25 protein-coding genes and 3 pseudogenes are annotated in these 25,713 nt (G+C 57.8%); 17 read left to right on the top strand and 11 right to left on the bottom strand.

Annotated elements, in window-relative coordinates; all coding sequences use genetic code 11:
• Window positions 1-161: 161 nt before the first annotated feature.
• The 3 genes from nhaA to K5X80_RS13675 all read right to left on the bottom strand — a co-directional run bounded on the left by nhaA (window position 162) and on the right by K5X80_RS13675 (window position 2,943).
• On the bottom strand, window positions 162-1,376 hold the full coding sequence (gene nhaA, locus K5X80_RS13685) for a Na+/H+ antiporter NhaA (RefSeq protein ID WP_222558266.1): 1,215 nt from the start codon (window positions 1,374-1,376) through the stop codon (window positions 162-164).
• Window positions 1,377-1,679: 303 nt separating this feature from the next.
• Window positions 1,680-1,880 (bottom strand): hypothetical protein, encoded by a 201-nt coding sequence (locus K5X80_RS13680; protein WP_283249177.1) that lies wholly within the window; start codon window positions 1,878-1,880, stop codon window positions 1,680-1,682.
• 172 nt (window positions 1,881-2,052) lie between these two features.
• Window positions 2,053-2,943, bottom strand: a complete 891-nt coding sequence (locus tag K5X80_RS13675; protein WP_222558264.1) for an MBL fold metallo-hydrolase — start codon at window positions 2,941-2,943, stop codon at window positions 2,053-2,055.
• A 73-nt stretch (window positions 2,944-3,016) separates the two neighbouring features.
• Here K5X80_RS13675 and K5X80_RS13670 point away from each other — a divergent pair, with 73 nt between their 5' ends.
• Window positions 3,017-3,331, top strand: a complete 315-nt coding sequence (locus K5X80_RS13670) for an ArsR/SmtB family transcription factor (protein WP_222558263.1) — start codon at window positions 3,017-3,019, stop codon at window positions 3,329-3,331.
• A 5-nt stretch (window positions 3,332-3,336) separates the two neighbouring features.
• Window positions 3,337-3,852, top strand: coding sequence for a rhodanese family protein (locus K5X80_RS13665; RefSeq protein ID WP_222558262.1), 516 nt, complete (start codon window positions 3,337-3,339; stop codon window positions 3,850-3,852).
• Window positions 3,853-3,873: 21 nt separating this feature from the next.
• Here K5X80_RS13665 and K5X80_RS13660 read toward each other — a convergent pair whose 3' ends face one another.
• Both K5X80_RS13660 and K5X80_RS13655 read right to left on the bottom strand, forming a co-directional pair.
• Entirely contained in the window at window positions 3,874-4,011 is a 138-nt protein-coding gene (locus K5X80_RS13660; protein ID WP_222558261.1) for a hypothetical protein, read from the bottom strand.
• 69 nt (window positions 4,012-4,080) lie between these two features.
• Window positions 4,081-4,311 carry a hypothetical protein gene (locus K5X80_RS13655; protein WP_222558260.1) on the bottom strand — a complete coding sequence of 77 codons (231 nt, stop codon included), beginning with the start codon at window positions 4,309-4,311 and terminating at the stop codon, window positions 4,081-4,083.
• A 224-nt stretch (window positions 4,312-4,535) separates the two neighbouring features.
• On the opposite strand from K5X80_RS13655, the gene K5X80_RS13650 reads away from it, so the two are divergent.
• The gene (locus tag K5X80_RS13650; RefSeq protein WP_222558259.1) at window positions 4,536-6,416 is read left to right on the top strand and encodes a potassium transporter Kup; all 1,881 of its coding nucleotides are present in this window, start codon (window positions 4,536-4,538) and stop codon (window positions 6,414-6,416) included.
• 204 nt (window positions 6,417-6,620) lie between these two features.
• Here K5X80_RS13650 and K5X80_RS13645 read toward each other — a convergent pair whose 3' ends face one another.
• A complete protein-coding gene (locus K5X80_RS13645) occupies window positions 6,621-6,917 on the bottom strand; it encodes a TFIIB-type zinc ribbon-containing protein (protein WP_222558258.1) in 297 nt (98 codons plus the stop codon).
• Window positions 6,918-7,217: 300 nt separating this feature from the next.
• Between K5X80_RS13645 and K5X80_RS13640 the strand changes: the two genes are divergently transcribed.
• Complete coding sequence (locus tag K5X80_RS13640; RefSeq protein WP_222558257.1) at window positions 7,218-7,934, top strand: IS6 family transposase; 717 nt, start codon at window positions 7,218-7,220, stop codon at window positions 7,932-7,934.
• Window positions 7,935-8,480: 546 nt separating this feature from the next.
• On the opposite strand, the gene K5X80_RS13635 is transcribed toward K5X80_RS13640, so the two are convergent.
• Window positions 8,481-9,488, bottom strand: coding sequence for a LacI family DNA-binding transcriptional regulator (locus K5X80_RS13635; protein ID WP_222558256.1), 1,008 nt, complete (start codon window positions 9,486-9,488; stop codon window positions 8,481-8,483).
• 418 nt (window positions 9,489-9,906) lie between these two features.
• Between K5X80_RS13635 and K5X80_RS13630 the strand changes: the two genes are divergently transcribed.
• The 10 genes from K5X80_RS13630 to K5X80_RS13585 all read left to right on the top strand — a co-directional run bounded on the left by K5X80_RS13630 (window position 9,907) and on the right by K5X80_RS13585 (window position 21,738).
• Entirely contained in the window at window positions 9,907-12,306 is a 2,400-nt protein-coding gene (locus tag K5X80_RS13630; RefSeq protein WP_222558255.1) for a TonB-dependent receptor, read from the top strand.
• Window positions 12,307-12,440: 134 nt separating this feature from the next.
• A complete protein-coding gene (locus tag K5X80_RS13625) occupies window positions 12,441-13,352 on the top strand; it encodes a ThuA domain-containing protein (RefSeq protein WP_222558254.1) in 912 nt (303 codons plus the stop codon).
• Between the two features lie 4 nt (window positions 13,353-13,356).
• Window positions 13,357-14,517: a Gfo/Idh/MocA family protein gene (locus tag K5X80_RS13620; RefSeq protein WP_261390539.1), complete on the top strand. Its 1,161-nt coding sequence runs from the start codon at window positions 13,357-13,359 to the stop codon at window positions 14,515-14,517.
• The gene (locus K5X80_RS13615) at window positions 14,514-15,563 is read left to right on the top strand and encodes a sugar phosphate isomerase/epimerase family protein (RefSeq protein ID WP_222558253.1); all 1,050 of its coding nucleotides are present in this window, start codon (window positions 14,514-14,516) and stop codon (window positions 15,561-15,563) included. The genes K5X80_RS13620 and K5X80_RS13615 overlap by 4 nt, the downstream gene beginning before the upstream one ends.
• A gap of 74 nt (window positions 15,564-15,637) precedes the next feature.
• Window positions 15,638-16,873 carry an MFS transporter gene (locus tag K5X80_RS13610; RefSeq protein ID WP_222558252.1) on the top strand — a complete coding sequence of 412 codons (1,236 nt, stop codon included), beginning with the start codon at window positions 15,638-15,640 and terminating at the stop codon, window positions 16,871-16,873.
• 16 nt (window positions 16,874-16,889) lie between these two features.
• A complete protein-coding gene (locus K5X80_RS13605) occupies window positions 16,890-17,747 on the top strand; it encodes a sugar phosphate isomerase/epimerase family protein (RefSeq protein WP_222558251.1) in 858 nt (285 codons plus the stop codon).
• Between the two features lie 64 nt (window positions 17,748-17,811).
• The gene (locus K5X80_RS13600) at window positions 17,812-18,420 is read left to right on the top strand and encodes a gluconate 2-dehydrogenase subunit 3 family protein (RefSeq protein WP_222558250.1); all 609 of its coding nucleotides are present in this window, start codon (window positions 17,812-17,814) and stop codon (window positions 18,418-18,420) included.
• 13 nt (window positions 18,421-18,433) lie between these two features.
• Window positions 18,434-20,119, top strand: coding sequence for a GMC oxidoreductase (locus tag K5X80_RS13595; protein WP_222558249.1), 1,686 nt, complete (start codon window positions 18,434-18,436; stop codon window positions 20,117-20,119).
• A gap of 5 nt (window positions 20,120-20,124) precedes the next feature.
• Window positions 20,125-21,078 (top strand): sugar phosphate isomerase/epimerase family protein, encoded by a 954-nt coding sequence (locus tag K5X80_RS13590; protein WP_222558248.1) that lies wholly within the window; start codon window positions 20,125-20,127, stop codon window positions 21,076-21,078.
• Window positions 21,079-21,279: 201 nt separating this feature from the next.
• Entirely contained in the window at window positions 21,280-21,738 is a 459-nt protein-coding gene (locus K5X80_RS13585) for a TonB-dependent receptor (RefSeq protein WP_222558247.1), read from the top strand.
• A gap of 73 nt (window positions 21,739-21,811) precedes the next feature.
• Here K5X80_RS13585 and K5X80_RS13580 read toward each other — a convergent pair.
• A pseudogene (locus K5X80_RS13580) lies at window positions 21,812-22,736 on the bottom strand (IS3 family transposase); the annotation flags it as partial.
• Between K5X80_RS13580 and K5X80_RS13575 the strand changes: the two are divergent.
• Together K5X80_RS13575 and K5X80_RS17115 are read left to right on the top strand one after the other, a co-directional pair.
• Complete coding sequence (locus K5X80_RS13575) at window positions 22,672-23,373, top strand: GMC family oxidoreductase (RefSeq protein WP_222560505.1); 702 nt, start codon at window positions 22,672-22,674, stop codon at window positions 23,371-23,373. The pseudogene K5X80_RS13580 and the gene K5X80_RS13575 overlap by 65 nt on opposite strands.
• A pseudogene (locus K5X80_RS17115) lies at window positions 23,364-23,594 on the top strand (integrase core domain-containing protein); the annotation flags it as partial. The gene K5X80_RS13575 and the pseudogene K5X80_RS17115, both read left to right, overlap by 10 nt.
• A 36-nt stretch (window positions 23,595-23,630) precedes the next feature.
• On the opposite strand, the gene K5X80_RS13565 reads toward K5X80_RS17115, so the two are convergent.
• Window positions 23,631-24,302 (bottom strand): spermine/spermidine synthase domain-containing protein, encoded by a 672-nt coding sequence (locus tag K5X80_RS13565; RefSeq protein ID WP_222558246.1) that lies wholly within the window; start codon window positions 24,300-24,302, stop codon window positions 23,631-23,633.
• A 236-nt stretch (window positions 24,303-24,538) separates the two neighbouring features.
• Here K5X80_RS13565 and K5X80_RS13560 point away from each other — a divergent pair, with 236 nt between their 5' ends.
• On the top strand, window positions 24,539-24,991 hold the full coding sequence (locus K5X80_RS13560) for a YaiI/YqxD family protein (RefSeq protein WP_222558245.1): 453 nt from the start codon (window positions 24,539-24,541) through the stop codon (window positions 24,989-24,991).
• 64 nt (window positions 24,992-25,055) lie between these two features.
• Here K5X80_RS13560 and K5X80_RS17225 read toward each other — a convergent pair.
• Together K5X80_RS17225 and K5X80_RS13550 are read right to left on the bottom strand one after the other, a co-directional pair.
• Window positions 25,056-25,424: pseudogene (locus K5X80_RS17225) on the bottom strand (hypothetical protein).
• Complete coding sequence (locus tag K5X80_RS13550; protein WP_222558243.1) at window positions 25,375-25,560, bottom strand: hypothetical protein; 186 nt, start codon at window positions 25,558-25,560, stop codon at window positions 25,375-25,377. Before K5X80_RS13550 ends, K5X80_RS17225 begins: the two are co-directional and overlap by 50 nt.
• Between the last annotated feature and the right edge of the window lie 153 nt (window positions 25,561-25,713).

Genomic DNA, 25,713 nt, shown 5'->3' with positions numbered 1-25,713 from the left:
CGCTTGAACCGGGTATCGATTTCGGACTCTTCGCTGTTCACCCTCAGGTCCCTCACTTCGCTGCAAAGCTAGTGTTAGGGGGCTTCGAATAGATTTGCCATCGCAGTCGTGTGTAAAGGCAGATGAGCAGTTACGCCAATGAAGCGGTGAAGCCCGTTCTTTTACTTTAAGGGCTCGGTCGTTCGTTCAGAGTTCGCGAAGCGCAGAATTATATAACCCAGCAGGCCGGATGCCAGAGAGCCAATCAGTACGCCAATCTTTGCCTCAGACTGTAGGAGTGGGCTCGTTGGGAAAGCCAATAACGTAATAAAGATACTCATTGTAAACCCGATCCCGCACAACAGCGCTACCCCCAGAAGCTGAAACCGGCTCGCCTGTGCTGGTATATCAGCAAGCTTCAGTTGAACAGCTAACGTTGCGAAGCCGAACACTCCTACGACTTTACCCAATAGTAGGCCGAGTGCGACGCCCACCGTAACAGGAGCAACGAATGTGCCTAGCGGGAGGCCGAGTAGGGGGACTGCAGCGTTGGCCAAACCAAAGATCGGAAGCACGATGAAGGCCACCGGGCGATGCAGAACATGTTCCAACCGGTGCAGGGGGCTTTGGGAGGCTGCGTCAGGTTGAGTGGGCGTGCGCTCAATCGGGATGGTCAAGGCAAGCATGACGCCTGCCAGTGTGGCATGAACCCCAGATCGCAAGAGTAGTACCCACAGTATCAACCCGATGGCTAGATAAGGTGAAAGCTGCTTCACTCCGCCTCGGTTCAGTGCAAACAGCAAGGCGAGCGCGATCACTGCTCCGCCGAGGTTCGGCAAAGACAGTGCTTCCGTGTAAAAAATTGCTATGATCACGACAGCCCCGAGATCATCAATGATCGCAAGGGCTGCGAGAAAAACACGCAACGATGCGGGAACGCGGTCGCCGAGCAACGCGATCACACCAAGTGCAAATGCAATATCCGTTGCTGCTGGTATTGCCCATCCGGCTTGAGTTGGACCACGATTGAAAGCGAGATAGATCAACGCGGGTACGATCATGCCCCCCAAGGCAGCGACGCCAGATAAAATGCGTCTGGGCCACGTCGAAAGCTGACCGTCCAGCATCTCGCGCTTTATTTCCAGCCCCACGAGAAGGAAGAACACGGCCATAAGACCGTCGTTAATCCAATGAGCTAATGAGAGCGGGCCGATATAACCATGAAGCATCGCTTCATAGCCCGGCCCAAGGGGGGAATTGGCGATGAGAAGGGCGACGATAGCCGCCGCCATTAGCACCAGCCCAGCAGAGGACTGTGCTTCGAGAAACTTGCGGATAGCACTTGGTCGGGAATGAACTTTAAGCTTCACTGAGAGTGTCCGGGCGAAAGGGATCATCGCTGGCGGCCCGACCAGCGCAAGACCCTGCCCGCTTCTCAAGAGGGAAACGAACACCCACGCAGACCTATTGCACCGCAGCCCTATGAGAGCAATAAAATCCACGGCGAATGGCCGGTTCAAGGGCAGCCCAGTCGATAGCTGACAGTCGGCTTATCCCGACTCCTCTGCCATTTAGACCATTTCAGGGTTTCGAAAGCTGCCGTCCGTCAGGTTCCATGGCAGGATGAATGTACGGCTGGTTCCAGGGAACGTGTTGAGGGCCCGGAACAATCGTGATGTTGGCGCTTCATGAATGGGTGTTCATTCCTTGGGTGTTACCCAGACTTCCACTGGAGTGATGAACTTGCCAGGAGCCGGTTTGCCGACATGGACGCGGTCGGCTGTAACCTGTTCGCCTGTTTCCAGATGGAACGTCACCCACGGTTTGGGCATGCGCTCGAACTTCATCTTCTGGATGGCCAAGCCCGTCGACGAATTCATGATGGTCGCTATAACACTCATGGTTGCGGCGCTATCGTCATGGGCATTTGTTAGTCTATGCCTAGCCTGCGAATAGCCCCAATTTTCTGGATGCCTTTTGAACCAAGGGCCGCTTTGGCAAGCCCAATCGGGTGGCCAGCGCCCGCTTGATCGGTGAGCGTCGCCTTCATGGCATTCGTACGTGGCGCGATCCTCACGCCATGCTCCCTTCCATGGTCGAGGCAAGTCGAACGGGCAGTCGGAGATAGCGCACTCCATTGGCTTCCGCCGGCGGGAAACGTCCGGCACGCACGTTGACCTGGATCGAGGGCAGCAGCAGCTTCGGCGCGGAGAGAGCCGCGTCGCGCGCTTCACGCATGGCGACGAATTCTGCCTCGCTCACCCCATCATGAACATGGACACTGCTGCGTCGCTCCTCGCCGACCGTGGTTTCCCAGCGATAGTCGTTGCGGCCCGGAGCCTTGTAGTCATGGCACATGAACAGACGGGTTTCATCGGGCCAGCTCAGCACCCGGCGGATCGAATGGTAAAGTGCCCGAGCATCACCGCCGGGGAAATCCGCCCGCGCCGTGCCATAATCGGGCATGAATAGGGTATCGCCCACAAACACGGCATCGCTGATCCGATAGGCCACGTCGGCCGGGGTGTGGCCGGGAACGTGCATCACCTCAATCGCCAGTTCGCCCAATGTGAATTGTTCACCATCCGCGAACAGCCGATCGAAGTCCGAACCGTCGGTTGCCAGATCATCCATCGCAAAAACGGGCCGAAAGATGCGCTGCACGGTGCGAATATGTTCGCCTATGCCGATCCACGCACCCGTGCGCGCCTTGATAAAACGCGCGGCTGAGAGGTGGTCGGCATGGGCATGGGTTTCCAGCACCATGACGATACGCCAACCCTTTGTCCGGGCGGCGTCGAGAATTCGAATCGCTGAGCGAGCATCGGCTTCGCCGCTGGCTGCATCGAAATCCAGCACCGGGTCGATCACCGCAGCCGCGCGCGTTGCCGGATCAGCCACCAGATAGCTGATCGTGTTGGTGGGTTCGTCGAAGAAAGCTTCGATCATGGGGCCGGGATTCATATTAGTCTCCATTAGCACTTGCTAATATATAGGTGTCTCCTATATTAGCAACGTCTAATGTTAGGATTGCCTCATGATTAAACCCCCGATAGATCTCGGCACGTTCGAGGCGAAAGCTGGTGAGGTTGCGGATATGTTGAAAGCGATTGGCAATCGCCGCCGCCTGATGATGCTCTGCAAGTTGGTCGAACATGGCGAGCGGTCGGTTACGGACCTCGCCAACGATGTTGGTCTATCCCAGTCGGCGCTGTCTCAGCATCTGGCAAAGATGCGTGAGGAAGGGCTGGTATCGTTCCGGCGTGAGAGCCAGACGCTGTGGTATCGTATCTCCGATCCGCGCGCCGAGACGCTGCTTTCCACCCTCTACCAACTTTACTGCAAGGAGTAAGGCCCATGGCCATTCCCACATTGTCCCCGGCGGATGCAAAAGCAGTGCTGAGCAAGGGCGCGACCTTGATCGACATCCGTGACGCCGATGAACATACGCGTGAGGCTATCGCGGGTGCGCTTAACCGACCGCTTGCACAGATCGCGAACCAGCCGCTCCCTGCCGGGCCGGTGATCTTCCATTGCCGGTCGGGCATGCGGACAAGGGACAACACGGCCCTGCTGCAAGCGGCGGTGGGCGATGCGCCCTGCTATCTGCTGGAAGGCGGCATTGACGGCTGGCGCGCCTGCGGTCTCGAAACCATTGTCGACCGCCATCAACCTCTGGAAATCATGCGGCAGGTCCAGCTTGCCGCCGGGACTCTGATTCTGTTCGGCGTGTCGCTCGGCTGGCTGGTCGATCCGGCCTTTATCCTGCTGTCTGCGTTCGTGGGGGCAGGGTTGATTTTTGCCGGCGTGACCGGCTGGTGCGGGATGGCGCGGTTACTTCGCCACCTGCCGTGGAACAGGACTTCGGCCTGAAATTCCTGTGATGACCGAGCTTCAAATGGCCGCGGCATTAGGGGCGGGACGACTGCTTCGTATCGTGGCAACCGCGAGCAGTTCGAGCGTGAGGCTCTGCGCGGCGGGAACCATCGAGGCGAAGGGCCGGGCAAAGGCGATTTCCAGTGCCAGAATCACCCCGACCTCACCTGAAAGATACAACCAACCGCGCCCCGTTTGGTTGCGGGGCTGTAGGCCTTGGGGTGTTTAACCAGCTGCCACGATCGAATGTTCAAGTCGCACCTCGTCGAGCAGACGCTCGATTGCGGCACGCAGGGCATCGGTGCCGCTTAGACTGAGATCCCAATTGTAATGGGCATGCGTCGCCGTATCGCGTACGATCACCTTGCCAAGCGCCCGCTGCCATGTCTGCGAAGTACCGCCTCTCTCCCGAATGAGGCGGGCGATGAGCAATTGTTCGAGGTCGGAGGCAGTCATGCCCACCGTTTAGCCGCTGATTACAGCGGATAGCTACAGTTTTGCACTGTCGGCCAAAGGCAGAATCGCCAGGATTCCATCCTCCATGAAGTCGCTTTAACGCCGCGAATGACCGCTCTGTCGGCATACAACAGGCACCAGATAAGAGCTAGCGAGTGACTGAAAGAAAGAAAGAATCCGTAAAGCCGATGGCGCATCAGATAGCCTGAGATTATGTACGCGGCATGAGCGATCAAACCGAGCAAAATCATCATCCTGAAAGCCTATCCGCCCTGACTGTGGGGGCCTTGGGCGTGGTGTTCGGTGATATTGGTACTTCCCCGCTTTATGCCCTGAAGGAAAGCTTCGTCGGTCATCATCCTTTGACGGTCGATCATGCACATGTCTTCGGGGTGCTATCGCTAATCTTCTGGACAATGACGCTTGTCGTCACGGTCAAATATGTCTTCATGATTTTGCGTGCAGACAACAAGGGGGAGGGCGGTAGCCTTGCTCTTCTCGCGTTGCTCGGGCGGAAGCTGGGTGAAAGTCGCTGGAGCCCGTTAATCGCTATGCTCGGACTCATCGCGGCCGCGTTGTTCTACGGCGATGCCATCATTACACCGGCTATCTCGGTGCTGTCCGCCGTCGAGGGGCTGACCATCGTGAACGAAGGTTTGGCTGATTGGGTTCTTCCCATCTCCGTGGGAATTCTGGTCGGACTGTTCGCAATTCAATCTCGGGGAACGGCTGCGATGGGCAAGCTGTTCGGCCCAATAATGATCATCTATTTCCTCGCTCTTGCGGTGATGGGGCTGGCGGGGATCGCAAGAGCGCCTGAGGTTTTGTGGGCGCTTAGCCCCCATTTTGCGCTAGAATTTTTCCTGATCGATCCCGCACTCGCATTCCTTGCGCTGGGCTCGGTTGTGCTTGCCGTTACAGGGGCGGAAGCGCTTTACGCTGACATGGGCCATTTTGGGCGCAAAGCGATCATGATCTCCTGGCTTTATATCGCTTTCCCCTGCTTGCTCATCAACTATCTGGGCCAGTCGGCGCTTCTGATTGAAAATCCCGGTGCAGCAGCCAATCCGTTTTTTCTGCTGGCCCCGGAATGGGCCCGTTTGCCGCTGGTCGCACTAGCCACGATGGCGACTATCATTGCCAGTCAGGCCGTAATTTCGGGAGCCTATTCCGTTTCACGGCAGGCAGTGCAACTGGGCTTCCTCCCGCGTTTGCGTATCGTCCACACCAGCGCGAAGGCGGCAGGCCAGATTTATGTGCCCGTGATCAACTGGGGCCTGCTTGTCATGGTGATCATGCTGGTGATCGGCTTCAAGAACTCCAGCAATCTGGCAGCCGCCTATGGCATCGCTGTAACAGGGACGATGTTCATTACCGCCTGTATGCTCGGTGTGCTGACTTTTACCGTCTGGAAATGGCATCCGCTTCTGGCCGGGGCGGTGACCTTACTGTTCCTGATCATTGATGGCCTCTACTTCGCATCAAACGTGACCAAGATTCCCGATGGCGGATGGTTTCCGCTGCTTGTGGCAGGGGTGGTCTTTACGATGCTTACCACATGGGCAACGGGGCGGCGCCTGATGCATGCGCGCCTGCAGGAAGGGGCATTACCGACCGACATCTTCCTCAAATCGATAGCAAGAGCCGGGCGTGTGCCGGGGACAGCAGTGTTTCTCTCGGCCAACGCAGACGGAATTCCGATTGGCCTGCTGCACAACCTGAAGCACAACCATATCCTGCACGAGCGGGTCGTCTTCCTCACGATGAGAACGGAAGGCGTGCCGCACGTGTCGCAGGAGAAACGCCGTGAGGTTGAGGAACTGGGTGAGGGTTTTTATCGCATAGTGCTGCGATACGGCTTTATGGATGAAGTCGATATCCCTGCCGAACTTCTGCTCGAGGAGAGGGCAGGCGGCCCGTTCACCCCGATGGATACAAGCTATTTTCTCTCACGCCAGACGCTCATCGCCTCCCGGCGGCCTGGCATGGCCATTTGGCGAGAGAAGCTGTTTGCCGGAATGGTCCGTAATGCGGAAAGTGCGATGGAGTCTTTCAAGTTACCCACTAATCGCGTGATTGAACTGGGAAGCCAGATCGAAATCTAGGCCTTCGAATTCTTGGAGCATGATTACCACCGGTGTACGGGTCCAGCGGTGTACCGTGTGCGCAAATTTATCAATCAGAAGGCTGGAACGGTCTTCACGTCACTGCGACCACGGGCAAGGACATATCTATAGCCAGAAGCAGTCGGCCCATTTCGGTGGGGTTGTCCAAGGGCAAAGTGGACCGGCTGCTTGTAGCTCCATTTGCTAGTCGAACAGTTCCTCCAGGAAGGATTTTCGCCGCTTGGGGTATCCCTTGTGATGCCCGCTTTGGTGTCCCCAGGAATTTGACGGAGCACTTTGTACATATGTCTGCGATGGTGCCGCCGCCTGGGATCGGGTGTCGTTGGCCATGCTACGCTCGATAATCTTGTCAAGTTCGCCGCGATCAAGCCAAACCCCACGGCATTGCGGGCAATAATCGATTTCTACCCCCTGCCGATCACTCATGGCGAGTGGAGTCTTACATACCGGGCACGGCATACCCACAGCTGGACCTGTCATTGCTTAAATCTCCTTTGGCGGTGTTCGATGCCAACCGGAGACCAGGAACTGAGATCATCTGTCGAATGCACCATCAGATAAGCTCCCGTTGGGATCACGCGAGGTATCGATGCTGCTTACCCATGGAACAGGTCGAGCCGACATCGAGAAACCCCGATGCGGTCCGACATCACGATCCTAACGATCGCCAGAGGGGCCCGGCCCGCGCTTCCAATATAGGCTGGAGAAAGGGGCTTTCAATGAGATCGGGGGTTCTGTCAGCGGGATTGCACCGAGTGCTTGAATGGGTAGGGCGGGGCGATGCCCCGTCCTCGCAAACCAGCCAATCCGTTCCGGTATTTCCATTCCTCGCCAGAGGTCATCCGGATGGTGGTGATGCTCCACGTGCGCTTTCCACTGTCGCTGCGGAATGTGGAAGACCTGCTATTCGAACGTGGCATCGATCTTTTTCATGAAACCGTGAGGCTGTGGTGGAACCGGTTCGGCCCGCTGTTCGCTGCCGATATCCGCAAGCAGCGGGTCAGCCGGATGCGGGGCTTCCGCCATTGGAAATGGCACCTCGATGAGATGTACGTGAAGCTGAACGGTGAGATGGTGTATCTCTGGCGGGCCGTCGATCACGAGGGAGAGATCCTCGAGAGCTACGTCACGAAGACCCGGGACAAAGCTGCGGCTCTGCGTTTCATGAAGAGGACGCTCAAGCGTCACGGGACAGTGGAGACCATCACTACCGACGGGCTTCGTTCCTACAAGGCTGGGATGAAGGACCTCGGCTGCGAACAGAAGCAGGAGATCGGCCGCTATGCGAACAACCGGGTGGAGAACAGCCATTTGCCCTTCCGGCGACGAGAGCGGGCGATGCTGAGATTTCGACAGATGAAGTCGCTACAGAAGTTCGCCTCGGTCCATGCCAACGTTCACAACCATTTCAGCCAGGAGCGTCATCTCGTCGACAGACAGACTTACAAAGCCCGCCGCTCAGCTGCCTTAGCTGAGTGGCAAACCCTCATGGCCTGATGCTTCCCTCTCAAAGACCGGATTCTGCCGAACGGAGAGCAGTTCGCATTCGACTGACAGCACCGCCACGTAGTCCCTGTTTTTAATAGAAAAATTCTTCTGACCCATCGAGTCAGAAGCTGCATTTTTTTCTCTCTCGGTACGGTTTGGAAGGAAAAAGGGCCATTTTGGGCGTGAACTTTCTCCCGGTACGGTACGGGAAAAATTTCATTATTTTTTCCGAGGGTTAGTCCAAACCATCATTTGAGTTCGAATCCTTTTCGCACCGTAACGGGTCTTCCCAGTGTGGATTTGCAAACGGACAAGGACGCCTGATCCCGTGGAATGGCTGGCTCTCGCCGCGTGACTTTCCAGTCGTGACGTTTACCAGTCGATGCTGATTTCCAGTTTCCGGTTCATCAATGTGCCGGTATGTGCCGGATGATGGTTGGTTTGCTTAGAGCAACTCGCTTTGTGCTAGGTGAAGGCTGATATGTCCGAAATATGGATACATATTTCGGACAGGGGCTGCGTATCATGTGAGACGCGATTTGCGCGCAACAGCCTTTATGCAGCGGCGAGACGGGTGCTTTCCCGGACGATTAGTTCATGGGGTAGAGTGATCGCGGTGCTATGCTGCTTGTCGTTGGAGAGGATGTCCAGCATGATCTCCACCGTCTTTTGCCCGATCATTTCCTTGGGTTGGCGAATTGTCGTAAGCGCGGGATAGTAAGCGCCGGCGAGACGGATATCGTCAAAGCCCACAACCGAAACGTCGCCAGGGCAACTAAGCCCGCGCTCTCGCAAGGCGACGATGGCACCAAAAGCCATTTCGTCGCTGAAGCAGAATATGGCTGTGGGTTGTGGTGTTTCGTCAAGGAGCGATCTTGTCAGGGCTTCTCCGGAACTGAGCGAAAAATCACCGGTGCGCACCACAATATCTTGCAGCAGGCCGCGCCCCATGGCGGCGCCCTGAACGCCATTCAGGCGATCGCGGCTCAGCGGGCTATGCAGCGGGCCAGTAATCACTCCGATGCGACGATGACCGAGGTTGTAGAGGTGCTGCATGGCTTCGGCCGCAGCTACGGCATTGGCGATATGGACGCTGGAGACGTTTAGGGCCGGTTCGTATTCGCAGCCATTGACTACCGGCGCCTGTGCGCCCTGCTTGGCGACAATCCTGGCGGCGGTGGGGGAGAGGCGGTGTCCGAGGAAGATCATGCCATCGGCCTCTCTGCGCGCCAGCATTTTGGCGTAATATTCCTCACGCTCAGAATCGTGGCGCGTGTCGCCGATGAGAATGGAATAGCCGGCGGTCTGGGCTGCTTCTTCGGCGCCGCGAATGACCGCCGAATAGAACGGATTCGAGATGTCAGGCACGGTTAGAATAATGCGTTGCGAACGCGTGGTGCGAAGGTTTTTGGCTGCAAAATTGGGCGAATACCCTAGCGCCTCGACAGCTTGGAGGACGGCATTGCGGCGGCGTTCGCTCACTGCGTTGGGGTTGCTCAAGGTTCGGGAGACCGTTGCCGTCGATACGCCTGCCGCACGGGCTACATCGGCGATGGTGATCATGAGGCGGCGTTCCTTCCCTGAGGCGCAACAATTCGGATTGGTCTCTCATTCTAGCTGAGCACTGCCATCGGGCAATCGCTGGAATGAAAACCTTCAACGGTCCTTTTTCCGCCAGCGCAAGCGGGGAGGTTTCAAGCCAGCCCGCTGTATGGATGCCAATATAGCAATCGCTTTCATAGCCAATACTTATACTTCAGTATATACCTTTATCTTACTGAAAATTAAGAATATTTATATATTGTAATCCGTTTCATAAATCGATACCCCTTATCCTGCCGATATGATGCTTTTGCGGCAGAAGAAGGTGCTCTGCAGGCTGTCAGCCTGTGAGGTGCTTGGAAAAAATAAATAAATTCAATGCGATTTCCAAGGGAGAGATGGGATGGGGCGGTGTCTGAGTGGGGTCAGCTATACGGTTTTGGCGGCTGTTCTGGCTGCCGGTGGTGCGGACGTGGCATGGGCGCAAGAAGCGGCTGAGGAAGTGCGGCCTGCTGAGCTGTCCGGTGAAATTATCGTTACCGCGACGCGCCGGAACGAGGCGTTGCGTGACGTTCCGATGTCGGTCAACGTTGCCACTGGGGAGCAGCTTGAAAAGCTCAATATTCTCGATGTGTCAGGGGTTCAGCAGCTCGCGCCGGGGCTTGAGCTGACCAACAACTCCGGCCGCAACAACACCACCACTTTGCGCGGCGTGTCCTTTGACCCGGACTCGAATACCAGCCCCGCGGTGCGCGTATATTACAACGAGGCGCCAGCCGATGCGCAAACGGTGTATACGGCGATCTACGATATTCAGCAGATCGAAGTGCTGCGTGGCCCGCAGGGGCTGTTGCGCGGTCTTTCCGCGCCTGCGGGCTCGATCACGATCACGACTCGCCGCCCAAGTTTCGACAAGGCCGAAGGCTATGTCCAAGGGACTGTGACCCTACGCGATGGCTACAACCTGCAGGGCGGGGTTTCGGTGCCACTGTCTGAAAAATTCGCTATCCGGGTGGCTGGGTTGATCGATGGCAACCGGATCAATCAGGTTCGCAATGTCAATCGTGGCGACCAATATTCGAAGGGCCGTACCGAAAGCTTTCGGGCCACGCTGGGAATGCAGCCGACCGACACTCTCACGGCTTACCTGACCTATCAGTACCTGCATGCTAGAAACCGCCAGTATCAACAGGTAGTGGGGACAGGAAATCACCCTTCGTATCTTGTCGGTTGCTATTTCGCGCCATCGTATTGCGGTGGATCACGGTTTGTGCCGGATACCAGTGAAAGTTCCGGCCCCCCGCTTGCCGCAAGCGATTATCGCGCTGTGTCCGAGGGCGAGTTTGTTAACGATAACAAGTCCCATCTCGTCAATCTCAATGTCGACTGGGATATGGGGCCGGCAACGCTCGCTTTTATCGGTGCCTACCAATATTCGGTGCTGAATACGCATCGCGATAACGACGATGGCAACGCTGTCCCCAACTACATCGCGGACTCTTACGTCAAGAGTCCTTACAAGGTCTGGACGGGCGAACTGCGCCTGACTTCGAACAACGACGAAGGTCTAGGTTGGGGGCTCGGTGCATTCTACACCAAGCAAACTGGAACTACGGTTGTCCGGCAGCCTGGAGACAGCTTCTTCTTCCCTGTCTCGGTGGCAAGTTCGCCCGATGTTATTGGCGATCTCCCCTATCTGCCGATCCATACCATAGTCACGGTGCCGATCGATCGCACCACGTGGTCGTTCAATGCCAATTTGCGCTACAAATCGGGTCCGCTGAAAATCGAAGGCGGCATACGCTACTCGATCATAAAGTCGATCCACACGACACAACTGGGGCTTGCCCTCGGGCCCAATGTTCTGGCGAATTACCCATCGCAGGTGATCGTGCCGCCCTATGAAATCATTTCACCTGATTTGCAGAAGCTCGTCGACAAGCCGATCACGGGCGGGCTCAATATCACGTATGAAATCTCACCCACTCTCAATGTCTATGCGGCGTATGGGCATTCATTCCGGGCGGGCACCACTGGGGTCATTACCCAAGCGGGGCTCAGCAGCGATATCCTGCAAGCCAAAGGAGAGAAGACAGATTCTTATGAAGTGGGCTTCAAGGGGTCTCTGGCTGACCGGCGGATCGATTTCTCGGTCGCAGCCTTCTATCAAAAGCTCAACGGGTTCATAAACCGCTTCAACAGTATTTATTGGGAGTCTGCCCTGGACCCGAGCGGCAGCGGTTTTCTGTCTGCGAACTATAACGGGGATGCCAAGATCAAAGGCGTCGAGGCAGAGGTTAATGGCCGGATCACCAAGGATTGGGATGTCGGCATCAATGCCTCCTATGCTCATGCGCGGTACAGTGGTGCGCGGCTCCCCTGTAATGACTTCGATGGCTCCGGCATACCAAACCAGAACGGTACCCCGACCGTGCAGGGCGATGGCAATGTGAGCTATTGCATCTCCAATAGCCGCTTGGCTGAAATGCCGGATTTCAATCTTTCGGCGAATACCGAACTGCGGTTCCCGATGGGCAATATCGTTCCATTCGTTCGCGGGATCGTAAGCTATCGGCCGGGCTTTTATTCGGACCGGGCGGACTTCAAGTATCCATCGCGCACCCTGCTGAATCTCTATGCCGGCATTCGCAGCGAGGATGCGGGATGGGAGTTCAATGTGTTCGTCAAGAACGTTCTCAATCAGAAGCGGATCACCAATACCGCGCTGGGCAATTTCGTTCAGGCGACATCAGCGGATGTAGCTTACGATTCAGGTTATCGCTTGGTCAATACGATGAACCCGCGGGAAGCGGGCCTTACTGCCAGCTACAAGTTCTGAACGGAAAGTGGAGCTGGCCCTGAGACGGTAGCAGCAAGAATGCTGCGGTTCCTGATGACCGGCCTGATCATCGACAATGTGATCAAGCCGGTCCTTGAGCGCAGAACGTAGTTGCAGAGATTGAAGGAAGCGAAATGGCCAAAGTTGGACGTATAATCCTCTGGATACTTGCAGGTCTGCTGGCGCTGATCGCGATCACAGCCGCAGTCAATTGGGATACCATCCAAAGGGTGCTGCTTGGCGGGGTCAAAGTTTATGAAACGACACCGCCGAAAATGCCTGCTGCCATCAATCGCCCGGCAATTCTCATCTTTTCCAAGACGAACGGATACCGTGATGATGCGGCCGTGGCGGCAGGCAATGCGCTGTTCGCGAGCATCGCCAGGAAGCAGGGATGGGGCCATTTCCAGACCGAGAACGGTGCAACTTTTTCACCCGATATCCTCAAACGCTTCGATGCGGTGGTGTTCAACAATGTCAGCGGCGATGTCTTCACGCCCGAACAGCGCTCTGCGTTGAAGGCATATATCGAGAATGGCGGCGGATTCGTTGCTGTGCATGGGGCCGGTGGCGATCATTCCTATGACTGGAAATGGTATGTGAACGAGCTGATCGGCGCACAGTTCATCGGCCATACGATGAACCCCCAATTCCCCCAGGCGACCTTGCGGATCGAAGATACCAATCATCCGGCCACGGCAGGCATGAAGCCTGAGTGGATACGCAGCGATGAATGGTACGCTTTCGACAAGTCACCGCGTGAGAAGGGCTATCACATCCTCGTTAGCATCGATGAAAGCACGTATGAGCCCAAGGGATTGTTCGGCCAGGACGTATCCATGGGCAAGGATCACCCGATGGTGTGGTGGCACTGCCAGGGCAAGGGCCGGGCGCTCTATTCGGCATTGGGGCATCGGCCCGAAGCCTATGCCGAACCGCAATATCAGGCCATGCTGCTAGGGGCCACGGAATGGGCATTGCGGCTCAAAGGCGATGGATGCGAAACGCCGGCCCCACCCGCCAATCCGGCAAAGGCGGGGAACTGATCGCATGAACCCCATCCGTTACGGTATGATCGGTGGTGGCCGTGGCGCCTTTATCGGTGGGGTGCATCGAACGGCAGCGGCCATCGCAGGTAACTGGCAACTGGTGGCCGGCGCGCTTTCCTCCACCCCGGACAAGGCCAGGGCGTCGGGTGAGGATATCGGCCTCCCTGCCAACCGCAATTACAGTTCGTGGTCCGAGATGTTCGAGCGGGAAATCTCTCTTCCTGTAAACGAGCGGATCGAAGCCGTTGCCATCGTAACTCCGAACCACATGCATGCGCCGCCAGCCATCGCTGCGATGGAGGCCGGGTTTGATGTCATCCTCGACAAGCCGCTGGCGGCTACCATGGCGGATGCCATTGCCATTGCTGAAACGGCCGACCGGACCGGCCGCTTGATCGCGATCACGCATACTTACGCCGCTTATCCGATGGTGAAGCTGGCGCGTGACATGATCGTGGGGGGCAAAGTCGGGGCGGTGCGCCGCGTTGCGGTGAAATACACGCAGGATTGGCTCGCCCACATTTCCGATGCCGGAGAAAACAAGCAGGCGCAATGGCGGATGGATCCGGTACAGGCAGGCCCAGCCGGGGCATTTGGTGATATCGGCACCCATGCCGCCAATCTGGTGGAATTCATCACGGGCGAGCGGATCGCCTCTATTTGTGCCGAATTGACCATGCTTCCCGGGCGGGTGATCGACGATGATGGCGCGGCCCTGTTTCGCCTGAGCGGAGGGGGCAGGGGCACGCTGATTGCCAGTCAGGTCTGTGTCGGCGATATGAACGACCTTGCCATCGCGATCTATTGTGACGATGCGGGCCTTCACTGGCGGCAGGAAGACCCCAACAGGCTGACGGTCAAGCGCAGGGCGCGCCCCGATGAAATCTGGCACGCGGGGGCCGACCGGACCTATCTGCCTGTGGGGCTTTCCGCCTTGCAACGGACGCCGGGTGGGCATCCGGAAGGGTATCTGGAAGCGTTTGCCAACATCTACCGCGCCTTCGGCCAACATATCCGCGGCGCTGCTCAGGCGGGTGAGGCAGGTTATGCGACCTTGGCCGATGCACTGGCCGGGATGGCATTTATCGATGCTTGCGTGGCATCCAGCGAGCGGGGAGCGGTCTGGGTCGACGTTGATCCCGGTGAGGGGGCTTTGCGATGAAAGGCCCCGCCATCTTCCTTGCGCAGTTCGTGAGCGACGAGAGCCCGTTCAATTCGCTCGATGCGATTACCAAATGGGCCGCCAGTCTCGGGTACAAGGGCGTGCAGATCCCGACAACGGATAGCCGACTGATCGATCTCGCCAGAGCGGCGGAAAGTCAGGACTATGTCGACGAGATCAAGGGTATCTGCGCAGCCAACGGCGTGGAAGTAACTGAATTGTCAACACATCTTCAAGGGCAGCTGGTCGCGGTTAACCCGGCTTATGACAGGCTGTTCGACGGTTTTGCTCCTAGCGCGTATCGCGGCAATCCGGCGGCGCGGCAGGAATGGGCGATCGACCAACTCAATCTGGCCGCCGTGGCCAGCCGCAGGTTCGGCTGTACGTCCCATGCGACCTTCTCCGGGGCGCTAATGTGGCACATGGTCTATCCATGGCCGCAACGTCCGGCTGGCCTGGTGGCGGAAGGCTTTGCCGAACTAGGCCGGCGGTGGAGACCGATCCTCGATGCGTTCGAGGAGAACGGCGTCGATCTCTGCTACGAACTGCATGCGGGGGAAGATCTGCATGACGGGGTGACTTTCGAACGCTTCCTCGATGCGGTGGGCCAGCATCCGCGCGCGAACATCCTCTACGACCCTTCGCATTTTGTGCTGCAGCAGCTCGACTACCTCGCTTTCATCGACATCTATCACGAGCGGATTCGCGCCTTCCATGTGAAGGATGCTGAGTTCCGCCCCAACGGGCGTGCAGGGGTCTACGGTTCCTATGCCGATTGGGTCGACCGTCCGGGACGATTTCGTTCGCTGGGCGACGGGCAGATCGATTTCGGGGCGATTATCTCGAAGCTGACGCAATACGGTTATGACGGTTGGGCGGTTCTCGAATGGGAATGCGTGCTCAAGCACCCGGAACAGGGGGCGGCCGAAGGCGCTCCATTCATAGCCCGCCATATGATCCGCAAAGCCGATAAGGCGTTCGACGATTTCGCGGCATCCGGCGTGGACGAGACCCTGATCGGGCAGATTCTCGGAACAACGCGATAGCGGCGCAAGGGAGAGGAATAATGAGCACAGGCCGCCCAAACCCAAGATCGCTTTTCTGGATCTGCGTGCTTGCGTTGTTTACAGCGGCCCTGTCGTTTTCGATCCGAACGGGGGCGTCCGGCGCGATCAAGGCCGCGCTGCTCGATCAGGCGGCTCCCTTGCATTCCGGGGAGATGATTGCGTTGGCTCTGGGCAATTCCTTTCTCGGCTTTGCTTTGTCCTTGCTCGCAATCAGCCCCTTGCTGGACGTGATCGGGGCCAAGCGAACGATTCTGTTCGCCTCTGCCTGCTTTATTGCCGGACCGCTTCTGATCCTGGCTTCGCCTGCGATGATCGGGATTTCGTCAGTCTATGGCATGCTCACGCTGGGGATGATTGTCTGCGGCTTCGGTTGGGGGGCCACCGAAGCGACGATCAATCCGGTTACGGCGGCGCTCTATCCGGATGACAAGACGGGCCAGCTCAATCGCCTGCACGCCTGGTGGCCGGCGGGGATCGTGATCGGGGGCCTCGCCAGCCTGCTGTTCTTCGAAAGCCTTGGCCTGGATTGGCGGGCCTTGATCGCGTTGATCATGGTGCCTGCTGTGGTGTTCGGTGCGTGGGCGCTGACGCAGGACTTTCCCCAGACGGAAAGCACCGCTCTGGGCGTTCCTATCAAGGATATGCTGGCGGAGCCGTTCAAGCGGCCGACCTTCTGGATATTCTTCGCGATGATGTTCCTGACCGCTTCGGCGGAACTCGCACCCGGATCGTGGGTCGATATCTCGCTGACGCAGACCGTCGGAATGCCGGGCATCCTCGTACTGGTCTATGTCTCGGCGATCATGTTCGTCATGCGCCATTTCGCGGGGGCTCTCGAACATCGCTTCTCGGACATGGGGCTGCTGTGGCTCTGCACGCTTCCGGCGGCCATGGGTCTCTACTTGCTGAGCGTGGCGGTCACGCCGCTTGCCGCGCTGGTCGCCGCGACGCTGTGGGCGCTGGGCGTCTGCTTCATGTGGCCGACCATGCTGGCGGCTGTGGCACGGCGTTATCCGCGCAGCGGCCCTTGGGGCATCGGTATCGTCGGTTTCGCGGGGGCCATGGCGATCTATTTCGTGCTGCCCGAGATCGGCAAGATTTACGATCGGGCGAAGCTCGAAGCCGCCGGGGGCGAAACCGCCTTTGCGGCGCTACCTCCGGGGCCGGAACTGCAGCGGGTCCTGGCCTTCGCTGCTGAACAATCCTTTCAGGCCATCTCGATCGTGCCGGTCGTGCTGTTCGCGATCTTCGGCGTGGTTTGGTTCGTTGAGCGCCGAGGCAGGCCGTGAGCGAAGGAGCCTGCACATGAAGGTCGGTATGAATCTGTTGCTTTGGACCGGTCACGTCACCGAAGAACACAGACATATCCTGCAGGCTCTGAAAGACACAGGGTTCGATGGTGTCGAAGTGCCTGTCTTTCAGGTGGCGGACGAGGGGCATTATCGCCTCCTCGGGAAAATGCTGGACGATATCGGCCTTGAACGTACTGTTGCCGCGATCATCCCGGATCAGGCGCATAGCCCGATTTCGCCGCATGCCGCCGACCGGGCGCGGGCTTTCGATCATCTGCGGCGAACCGTGGATTGTGCAGTAGCTTTGGGCGGACAGGTTCTGGCGGGCCCTTGGTTCCAGCCACTAGGCGTCTTTACCGGCGATAGGCCCAGCGAAGCCGAACTCGAACGCTGCGCGCATGTCCATCGCCAGATCCAGCCTCTGCTCGATGCGGCCGGTATCGCATCCGCGCTTGAGCCGCTTAACCGCTTCGAGGCGCATTTGCTCAACACCTGTGAACAGGCGATCGCCTATGCCGATCGGGTGGGATCGGAGAGGTTCGGTATCCTTTACGACACCTTCCATGCGCATATCGAGGAGAAGGACCCCATCGCGGCGTTGCGCGCACTTTATCGCGCGGGCCGGCTTGCCCATGTCCATATTTCGGAAAACGATCGCGGAACGCCCGGGAGCGGACACGCGAAGATCCGTGAAACGATAGAGGAACTGAGAATCCTGGGTTTCGATGGCTGGCTGACCATCGAGGCTTTTGGGCGAGGAGTACCCGAACTCGCCGCGGCGACGCGCGTGTGGCGGGACTGCTTTCCCGATCCGCAACAGGTCTATTCCGAAGGCTACAGGCTGATCCGCAAGACGTGGGGCGGCGGTTGAGGCTCCGCGATCAACGCCCTCGGCGCGGTACGATAAAACGAAGGAAATCGGTGGGAGATGATGCATGAATGATCTCGGATTGATGAACCGGCGCTCGCTGATGCAGCGCGCGTTGGTACTGGCGGGAGCGAGCGTTGCGTTAAGCGCCTGCGATGCGTTGACAGGCCCGACTTCAACCGCCTCAAAACTGACGGGAGAGCAACTGAAGCTCGCCACTGCCATCGCCGATACCATCATACCGCAGACCGATACACCCGGTGCTGTCATGGCGGGTGTGCCGAAAGCGCTGGATGCATTGTATTCGGATTGGGCCTCGGCCGACAGGCGCAAGGAGCTTGCTGCTGCGATGGAGGCGATCGATCGCCTGGGGGGCACCAATGGCTTTGCCTCCCTGCCTGCCGAAAAGAGGAACGCGTTGCTCGCCAGGCATGATGCGGCGGCACTGAAACCTGCCCCGCAAAAACAAGCGCCATCCGGTGGAATCTTCTCGTTTGGCCCGCCGGTGACCGACCCTGGCTATGCCAAGCTCAAGGAACTGATTGTGGTGCTGTTCTACCTGTCGGAGTCCGCTCTGACCAACGATCTCGAATGGGAACATGATCCGGGCGCCTGGAAGCCGTCTGTTCCCATCACTCCCGAAACGCGTGCCCAAGGCGGCGTCTCACCGATCTGAAAGGAATAGGCGGATGTTTGATGCCATCGTAATTGGTTCGGGGATGAGCGGCGGAATCGTGGCCAAGGAACTGTGCGAGCGTGGATTGAAGACGCTGGTGCTGGAACGGGGCCGCAATCTGGAACCGGGAGAGGACTATACTGACTGGATGCAACCGTGGGAGCTTCCCAATGCCGGCATGATTCCAGAAAATGAAGTGAAGCGGGACTATCCGATCCAGAGCCAGTGCTATGCCATGAGCAGTGCCAACAAGGATTTCTGGGTGAAGGATAGCGAGCATCCCTATTCGACGCCCGAAGACAAGCCTTTCTCCTGGATCAGGGGCAATCATGTAGGCGGTCGCTCGTTGATGTGGGGGCGCCAGACTTACAGGCTGTCGCCGATGGATTTTGAAGCGAATGCCAAGGACGGCCATGGGGTGGATTGGCCGATCCGTTATGATGATCTCGCTCCGTGGTACGATCACATCGAGCGGTTTATCGGCGTATCCGGCTCGCAGGAGGGCCTGCCGCAATTACCCGATGGCGAGTTTCTGCCGCCGTTTGCGCTCAACGATGGAGAACAGCTTTTCAAGCGGGCAGTGGAAGCGAAATTTCCTGGCCGCAAGGTCATCCCCGGCCGCGTGGCCAACCTATCGAAAGCGCAGCCGCATCATGTGGAGCTGGGCAGGGCGACCTGTCAGGTGCGCTCGTTCTGTGAACGGGGATGCAGCTATGGCGCATATCATTCGAGCCTCAGTTCGTCCCTTCCGGCAGCGAAGAAAACCGGCAATCTCACGCTGGTGGCGGATGCAATCGTTCATTCGATCGTCCACGATCCGCAGACGGGAAAAGCCACGGGCGTGCGGGTGATCGATGCCAATACGAAGGAGAGGCGCACTTACGAGGCGAAAATCATCTTCTGCAATGCTTCGACTATAGGGACCGCGCAGATCCTGCTAAACTCCGCGTCTGACGCTTTTCCCAATGGCCTGGCCAACAGCTCGGATATGGTCGGCCGCAATCTGATGGACCATCTCTATGGCCTGCTGGCTGCGGGCATTCTGCCAGATGGTCCGAATACCACTTCATTCGGCCGCCGTCCGAATGGGTTGTATATTCCGCGCTTCCGCAATGTCAGCGAGCCGGGCGGTTTCCTGCGTGGTTATGGGTATCAAGGCGGCGTGATGCATGCAGGCTGGCGTGCGACTGCCTTGGGTATGCCCGGAATTGGTGCGGAATTGAAAGCACGCACGAGCCACGTTGGACCCTGGGTGGTGTTTATCACCGGTTTTGGCGAGATGTTGCCCAATCCCGATAATCGGGTGACTCTGCACCCCACACGCAAGGATAAATGGGGCATACCCATCGTGCATATCGAATGCGCGATCGGCGAAAACGAGCGCAAAATGGCCGCACAGATGGTCGCCGATGGAAAAGCGATGGTGGAAGCTGCCGGCGGACAGATAATGGCCACGAATGCGGTTCCGGGGGCTCCTGGGCTGGGCATTCACGAGATGGGAACAGCCCGCATGGGCAAGAATCCCAAGACGTCAGTGCTCAACGCTTTCAATCAGGCGCACGATGTTCCCAATCTCTTTATTACCGATGGGGCGGCGATGGCTTCAAGTGGCTGCCAGAACCCTTCGCTGACTTACATGGCTCTTTCTGCGCGTGCTGCACACCATGCTGCCGAATTCCTCAAAGAAGGAAAGGTCTGATCCAGATGATGGTAAATCGCCGAAACCTGCTTTGTGCCGGGCTCGCGTCATTAGCGGGGGGAACATTGGCCAGTGCCGCTGCGGCGTCCACCCGCCGTTTCTTCAGTTCACGCGGAACCCCTCTCGGGTTGCAGCTTTACACGCTGGATGGGGACCTCAAACGCGACTTCGACGGGACGCTGCAGAAGGTAGCGGAACTGGGTATCGAGGTTGTTGAAATCGCGTCGTTTCATGGGCGATCAGCAAAACAGATGCGGCAGAGCCTGAATGCCGCGGGCTTGCGGGCAACAGGATTGCATGTGCCTGTTGCTTCGCTCGTCCCCCAGGTCTCGGGGCTCACTTTCGGGAATATCGAAGAGATTACCGCATATGCTGGTGAATTGGGGGTGACCCAGATCGTTCTGCCAATCATTCAGTTCGAGGATGGCAATCGCTGGGGAGAGAAAATTGACATTGTGACGTTGGCGAAGAAAGGCGGAGGTGTGCTCTCGACCGATACGTATGAGCATTTTTCCGATTTCCTGAACGGCCTTGGTGCCCAGTTGCGCAAACACGGTTTGCGTTTGGGCTATCACAATCACAACGTAGAATTTGCCCCTCTTGGCAAGACGACAGGTATGGAAATTTTGCTCGCCCAAAGTGATCCCGATCTCGTCACATTCGAAATGGATGCAGGCTGGATAGCGGCCGCAGGCCATGACCCTGTTGAATGGCTACGTAGGTATCCTGGCCGTTTTACGCAGATGCATGTGAAGGATATCAAGCGAAACCCCGTTCCGAATTATGCGTTTCAGCAACACCCGGCAGAAGTGGGATCGGGCGATCTGAATTGGCCCGAAATTCTCAAGGCCGCATGGATAGCCGGCGTCCGCAGCTTTTATATCGAACAAGAACCGCCTTTCTCCGATGGACCGGTAAAAGCCGTCGCGCGTAGCAGCGCTTATCTCAAATCAATTTGAGAGTGCTGTCAAAGGGATTGCACCGATTGGCTGAGCGATGGTTGCGGGGTAGGGTAGGCGCATGTCAGCTTGATCCCAGCACATATCCCGCCCGGGCCGGCATCAATTATTGTCACCTTCTTCATTAGGATGTTTTACCCTGGCACTGTCAGAAGGATTGTACCGATTGCTGGAATGAGGGGGGATGCGTAGGGCGGGGCGATGCCTCGCCCTCGCAAACCGGCCAATCCATTCAGGTATTTCCACTCCTCGCCAGAGGTCATCCGGATGGCGGTGATGCTTTATGTGCGCTTTCCGCTATCGCTGCGCTTCCGCTTCATCGACATGGCGCCGCAAACGATCAGCGCAAAGGTTGAATACCAGTTTCCGCCGATGGCCATCAGTCAGTTGGGCGCTAATCTCGATTATTGTTATTATTATCAGGGTCTGACGCCCACATCGACTTCGGACCCCCGGTCAAAGTCTGAAAAGTATGGTCTCCTGGATGCACACCTGACGCTGAGTGATATACCTATCGGGGGTGGGAAATGGCGCCTCTCCACTTTCGGGCGCAACCTGGCGGACAAGGAATATTATATTGCGCAGTTCAATACCGGCACATCCAGCGCCTTTTTTGACCAGTCGCGAACTTATGGATTGGAACTCTCGTTCGAATACTGATCGAATGCTGGCAGAGTCCCATCCTATGCTTCGCAAGACTGACCGGCCCCTACCGAGTGGCCCGGGCGGATTGTTAGTGCATTGACGCCTCCATCGCCGGCGGTCGATACCCGAGCGAGCTGTGCGGCCGGACGGTGTTGTAGTGTCGTCGCCACGCTTCGATCAGGATGCGGGCCTCGGCGAGCGAGTAGAAAATCTCGCCGTTGAGCAGTTCATCACGCAACGATCCGTTAAAGCTTTCGCAATAGCCATTCTCCCATGGCGTCCGGGCGTGATATACAGCGTCTTCACGCCGACCTTCGCCAGCCATTCCTGCACGGCGGTCGCGATAAACTCCGGGCCATTGTCCGACCTTATATGCGCTGGGGGGCCGCGCGTGACGAACAGCTCGGCCAACGCCGCAAGCACGTCATCGCTCCTGAGCTTGCGCGCTACCGGCAACGCCATGCACTCCCGGCTCGCCTCGTCGATGATCGACAGGATCCGGTATTTGCGACCGTCATGGGTGCGGCCCTCGACGAAGTCGTAGGACCAGACGTGCCCAGGATATTCCGGCCGCAGCCGGATACACGATCCATCATTGAGCCAGAGCTGTCCACGCTTTGGCTGCCGCTGCGGCACCTTTAGCCCCTCGCGGCGCCAGATGCGCTCGACACGCTTGCGGTTCACATGCCACCCCGCATCACGCAGCAACGCCGTTACCCGGCGATAGCCATAACGGCCATATTGCCGCGCCAGCGCAATGATATCCTCGGTGAGAGCCGCTTCGTCATCTGCCCCACGGGGCGCCTTGCGCTGTGTCGATCGGTGCTGCCCGAGCACGCGGCAGAGTCGCCGCTCGGACACCGGCATCATCGTTCTGATGTGGTCGATACAGCGCCTTCGGTGCGCGGGGCTCAGAAGTTTCCCCGGGCAGCTTCCTGCAGGATCAGCTTGTCCAAAGTGAGATCGGATATCGCACGCCGAAGCCGAAGATTCTCCTTCACCAAGTCCTTCAGTGCCAACAAGGATTTCTGGGTGAAGGATAGTGAGCATCCTTATTCGACGCCCGAAGACAAGCCTTTCTCCTGGATCAGGGGCAATCATGTAGGCGGTCGCTCGTTGATGTGGGGGAGTCAGACTTACAGGCTGTCGCCGATGGATTTTGAAGCGAATGCCAAGGACGGCCATGGGGTGGATTGGCCGATCCGTTATGATGATCTCGCTCCGTGGTACGATCACATCGAGCGGTTTATTGGCGTATCCGGCTCGCAGGAGGGCCTGCCGCAATTACCCGATGGCGAGTTTCTGCCGCCGTTCGCGCTCAACGATGGAGAACAGCTTTTCAAGCGGGCAGTGGAAGCGAAATTTCCTGGCCGCAAGGTCATCCCCGGCCGCGTGGCCAACCTATCGAAAGCGCAGCCGCATCATGTGGAGCTGGGCAGGGCGGCCTGTCAGGTGCGCTCGTTCTGTGAACGGGGATGCAGTTATGGCGCTTATCATTCGAGCCTCAGTTCGTCCCTTCCGGCAGCGAAAAAGACGGGCATCCTAAGTCGGGACGGTTGGGTCGTGAACATGAAGAAGGTCTATCGTCTTGACAGGGAGTTAGGTCTGCAGCTGCGGAACAAGACGCCCAAGCGTCGGGTCAATGCCTGAACGCGCACTAGTTCCTGTCGCTGCAGGATGCTTGCGAAAAGCTGGAGGCTTGGCGTAAACACTACAACGAAGAGCGACCGCACAGCGCGATCGAGAATATCCCTCCGATCTTGCTGGCAAACTCAGCCGGTGCGACTAGCCCACCGGACCTGAGCAAGGCGAAAACTCCAGGTCCGAGTGGTCCAAGGTTGGGTAGCAGTGCAATCAGCGCCGAACTCTAATCAAACGTGGAGGAAAATCAGGGGGCAGGTCAATAGCTATAGCTTTTCGGCAAACCAGATGACGTGGTGCCCTCCCTCACAGTCGGGCAAGGCGTTTGCGTGCACTTCCTCCACTTTGAAGCCGACCTTCTCCAGGTGCGTGACAAAATCTGGATCGGGCTCTGCCGACCAGATCGCGAGGAGTCCATTTTGCCGGAGGGCCGCCATAGCGGCTTGCAACCCGGTCCGGGAATAAAGGCCATCGTTCAACTGACGGGTTAATCCGCTGGGGCCGTTGTCGACATCGAGCAGGATCGCGTCATATCCCTGTTGTGCTGCATCAATCAGCATGGCCACATCATCCATGACGAGGACCACACGCGCATCGTCAAGACAATCGGCAGTCAGTTCGCGCATCGGCCCCCGGGCCCATTCTATGATTTCGGGCACGATCTCCGCTACTGTCACACTGGCATCGTCGCCAAGCGCCCCCAGAGCGGCGCGCAACGTAAACCCCATGCCGTAACCGCCGATGAGCAATTGGGGGGCAGCGCGCCCGGCCAGGCGTTCGCAAGTCAGTGTCGCCAACGCCTGCTCTGAAGCATGCAGGTCGGTGCTCATCAACTCATTGTCTTCCAGCATGATCGCATAGTCGTCTTCGCTGCGCACCAAGCGCACTTCGATCCCATCGGGCACCATGGCGCTGCCGATCAATTCATGTCCGCTCATATAGCGTACCTCGCGCACTACTACTCGAGCGTATCGAGAGCGTCGAAATGGGTGACGGGCATGCACCGAACGATGCTCCCGGCTGTGCGAAGCTATCAAGGGACAAGGGGAAGAGTTGAGGCGGCCCGATATCCGTCCACGGCGACGTTAGCACGGAGGCAGTAGCACACTTTCGCTCTAGGGCTATTGCGGAACGGGTGGTTCGTCATTTGTGTATGATCACGCTATGAAGCAGTATGATTCAGATCCTGATCGATGCCGATGCCTGCCCAGTGAAAAATGAAGCCTATCGCGTTTCCGCTCGATACAAGATCCCGGTCATTGTCATAAGCAACAGCCCGATCCGCATACCGCATGACCCGCTCATCTCGCGCAAGGTTGTAAGCGAAGCTTTCGATGCCGCGGACGATTGGATCGTCGAGCATACGGGCCCGGCAACCATCGTTATCACTGCGGATATCCTGCTCGCGGATCGGTGTCTGAAGCTCGGTGGAAGAGTGATTGCCCCGAACGGAAAACCCTTCACGACATCTTCGATTGGCAACTCGATCGCGATGAGGGCTATTATGGCTGACTTGCGCGCTGGTGGCGATGTTATTGGTGGACCTCCCCCTTTCAGTGCAGCCGATCGTTCACGCTTTCTTTCGAACCTCGATGAAACCTTGGTGAAGCTTCAGCGCCAGATGTGATGGCAGGACATGCCGCATTCACTAATCGCCCCCTTTGGGCAAGCTGGCGCCCCGTTGAGAAAGTCTATCCCGCGAAGAGTGCAATCGCCGACCAACGTCGCTTCTTAGCCGTGGCCGCGGTGAAATCGGGGTCTTTGTTGACCACCCAATCGACGAATTTGCGCACGGCGGGGTTGGCCAGAAGGCCCTCCACATCTATCCCATGGCGCTGCAGTTCGGAATTGGTGAAATTGGCAATCAGTGTCTGTTGGCAAATCGGGTGCATAGGCACGACATCGCGCCCACCGCGGCTCTTGGGCACGGGATGGCGTCAAACCACGGTCTTGCCAACCGGCCGGCCACAGAGCCAGCAAAGCACTTCCTGCGCCGGAACCTCATCCTCCTCACGACGCAGGTCTGAATAGGATTCGTGTTTGGAATGCTTGCGGGCCATATGGTCTGCCTGAAATTGCCTGATCTTGCGCTGCCAGCATATAGCGAGCGATATCCGCATACCACACCGTCACTCCAAGCAAGGCATTCGCCAGCACAGCTGATTTGCCACGAACACCCGCCTCGATGCGGTACATCCCTGTCTGCTTCAGATGGTCGCAACCGTTCGGCAACAAGCAGCCGACTTGTCCGTCGCCGGCCGGATGAACGAATGGAAAGTTCAGACCTGCACGTGAATTACAGGTGTGTCTGGTTTGTTGGCGAGAGGCCGTGTGGGCACACCGTACCCT

The organism is Caenibius sp. WL (assembly GCF_019803445.1).
Taxonomy (GTDB): Bacteria; Pseudomonadota; Alphaproteobacteria; order Sphingomonadales; family Sphingomonadaceae; genus Caenibius.
The sequence above is the reverse complement of the archived record's forward strand: the minus strand, read 5'-3'. Positions and strand labels throughout refer to the sequence as shown.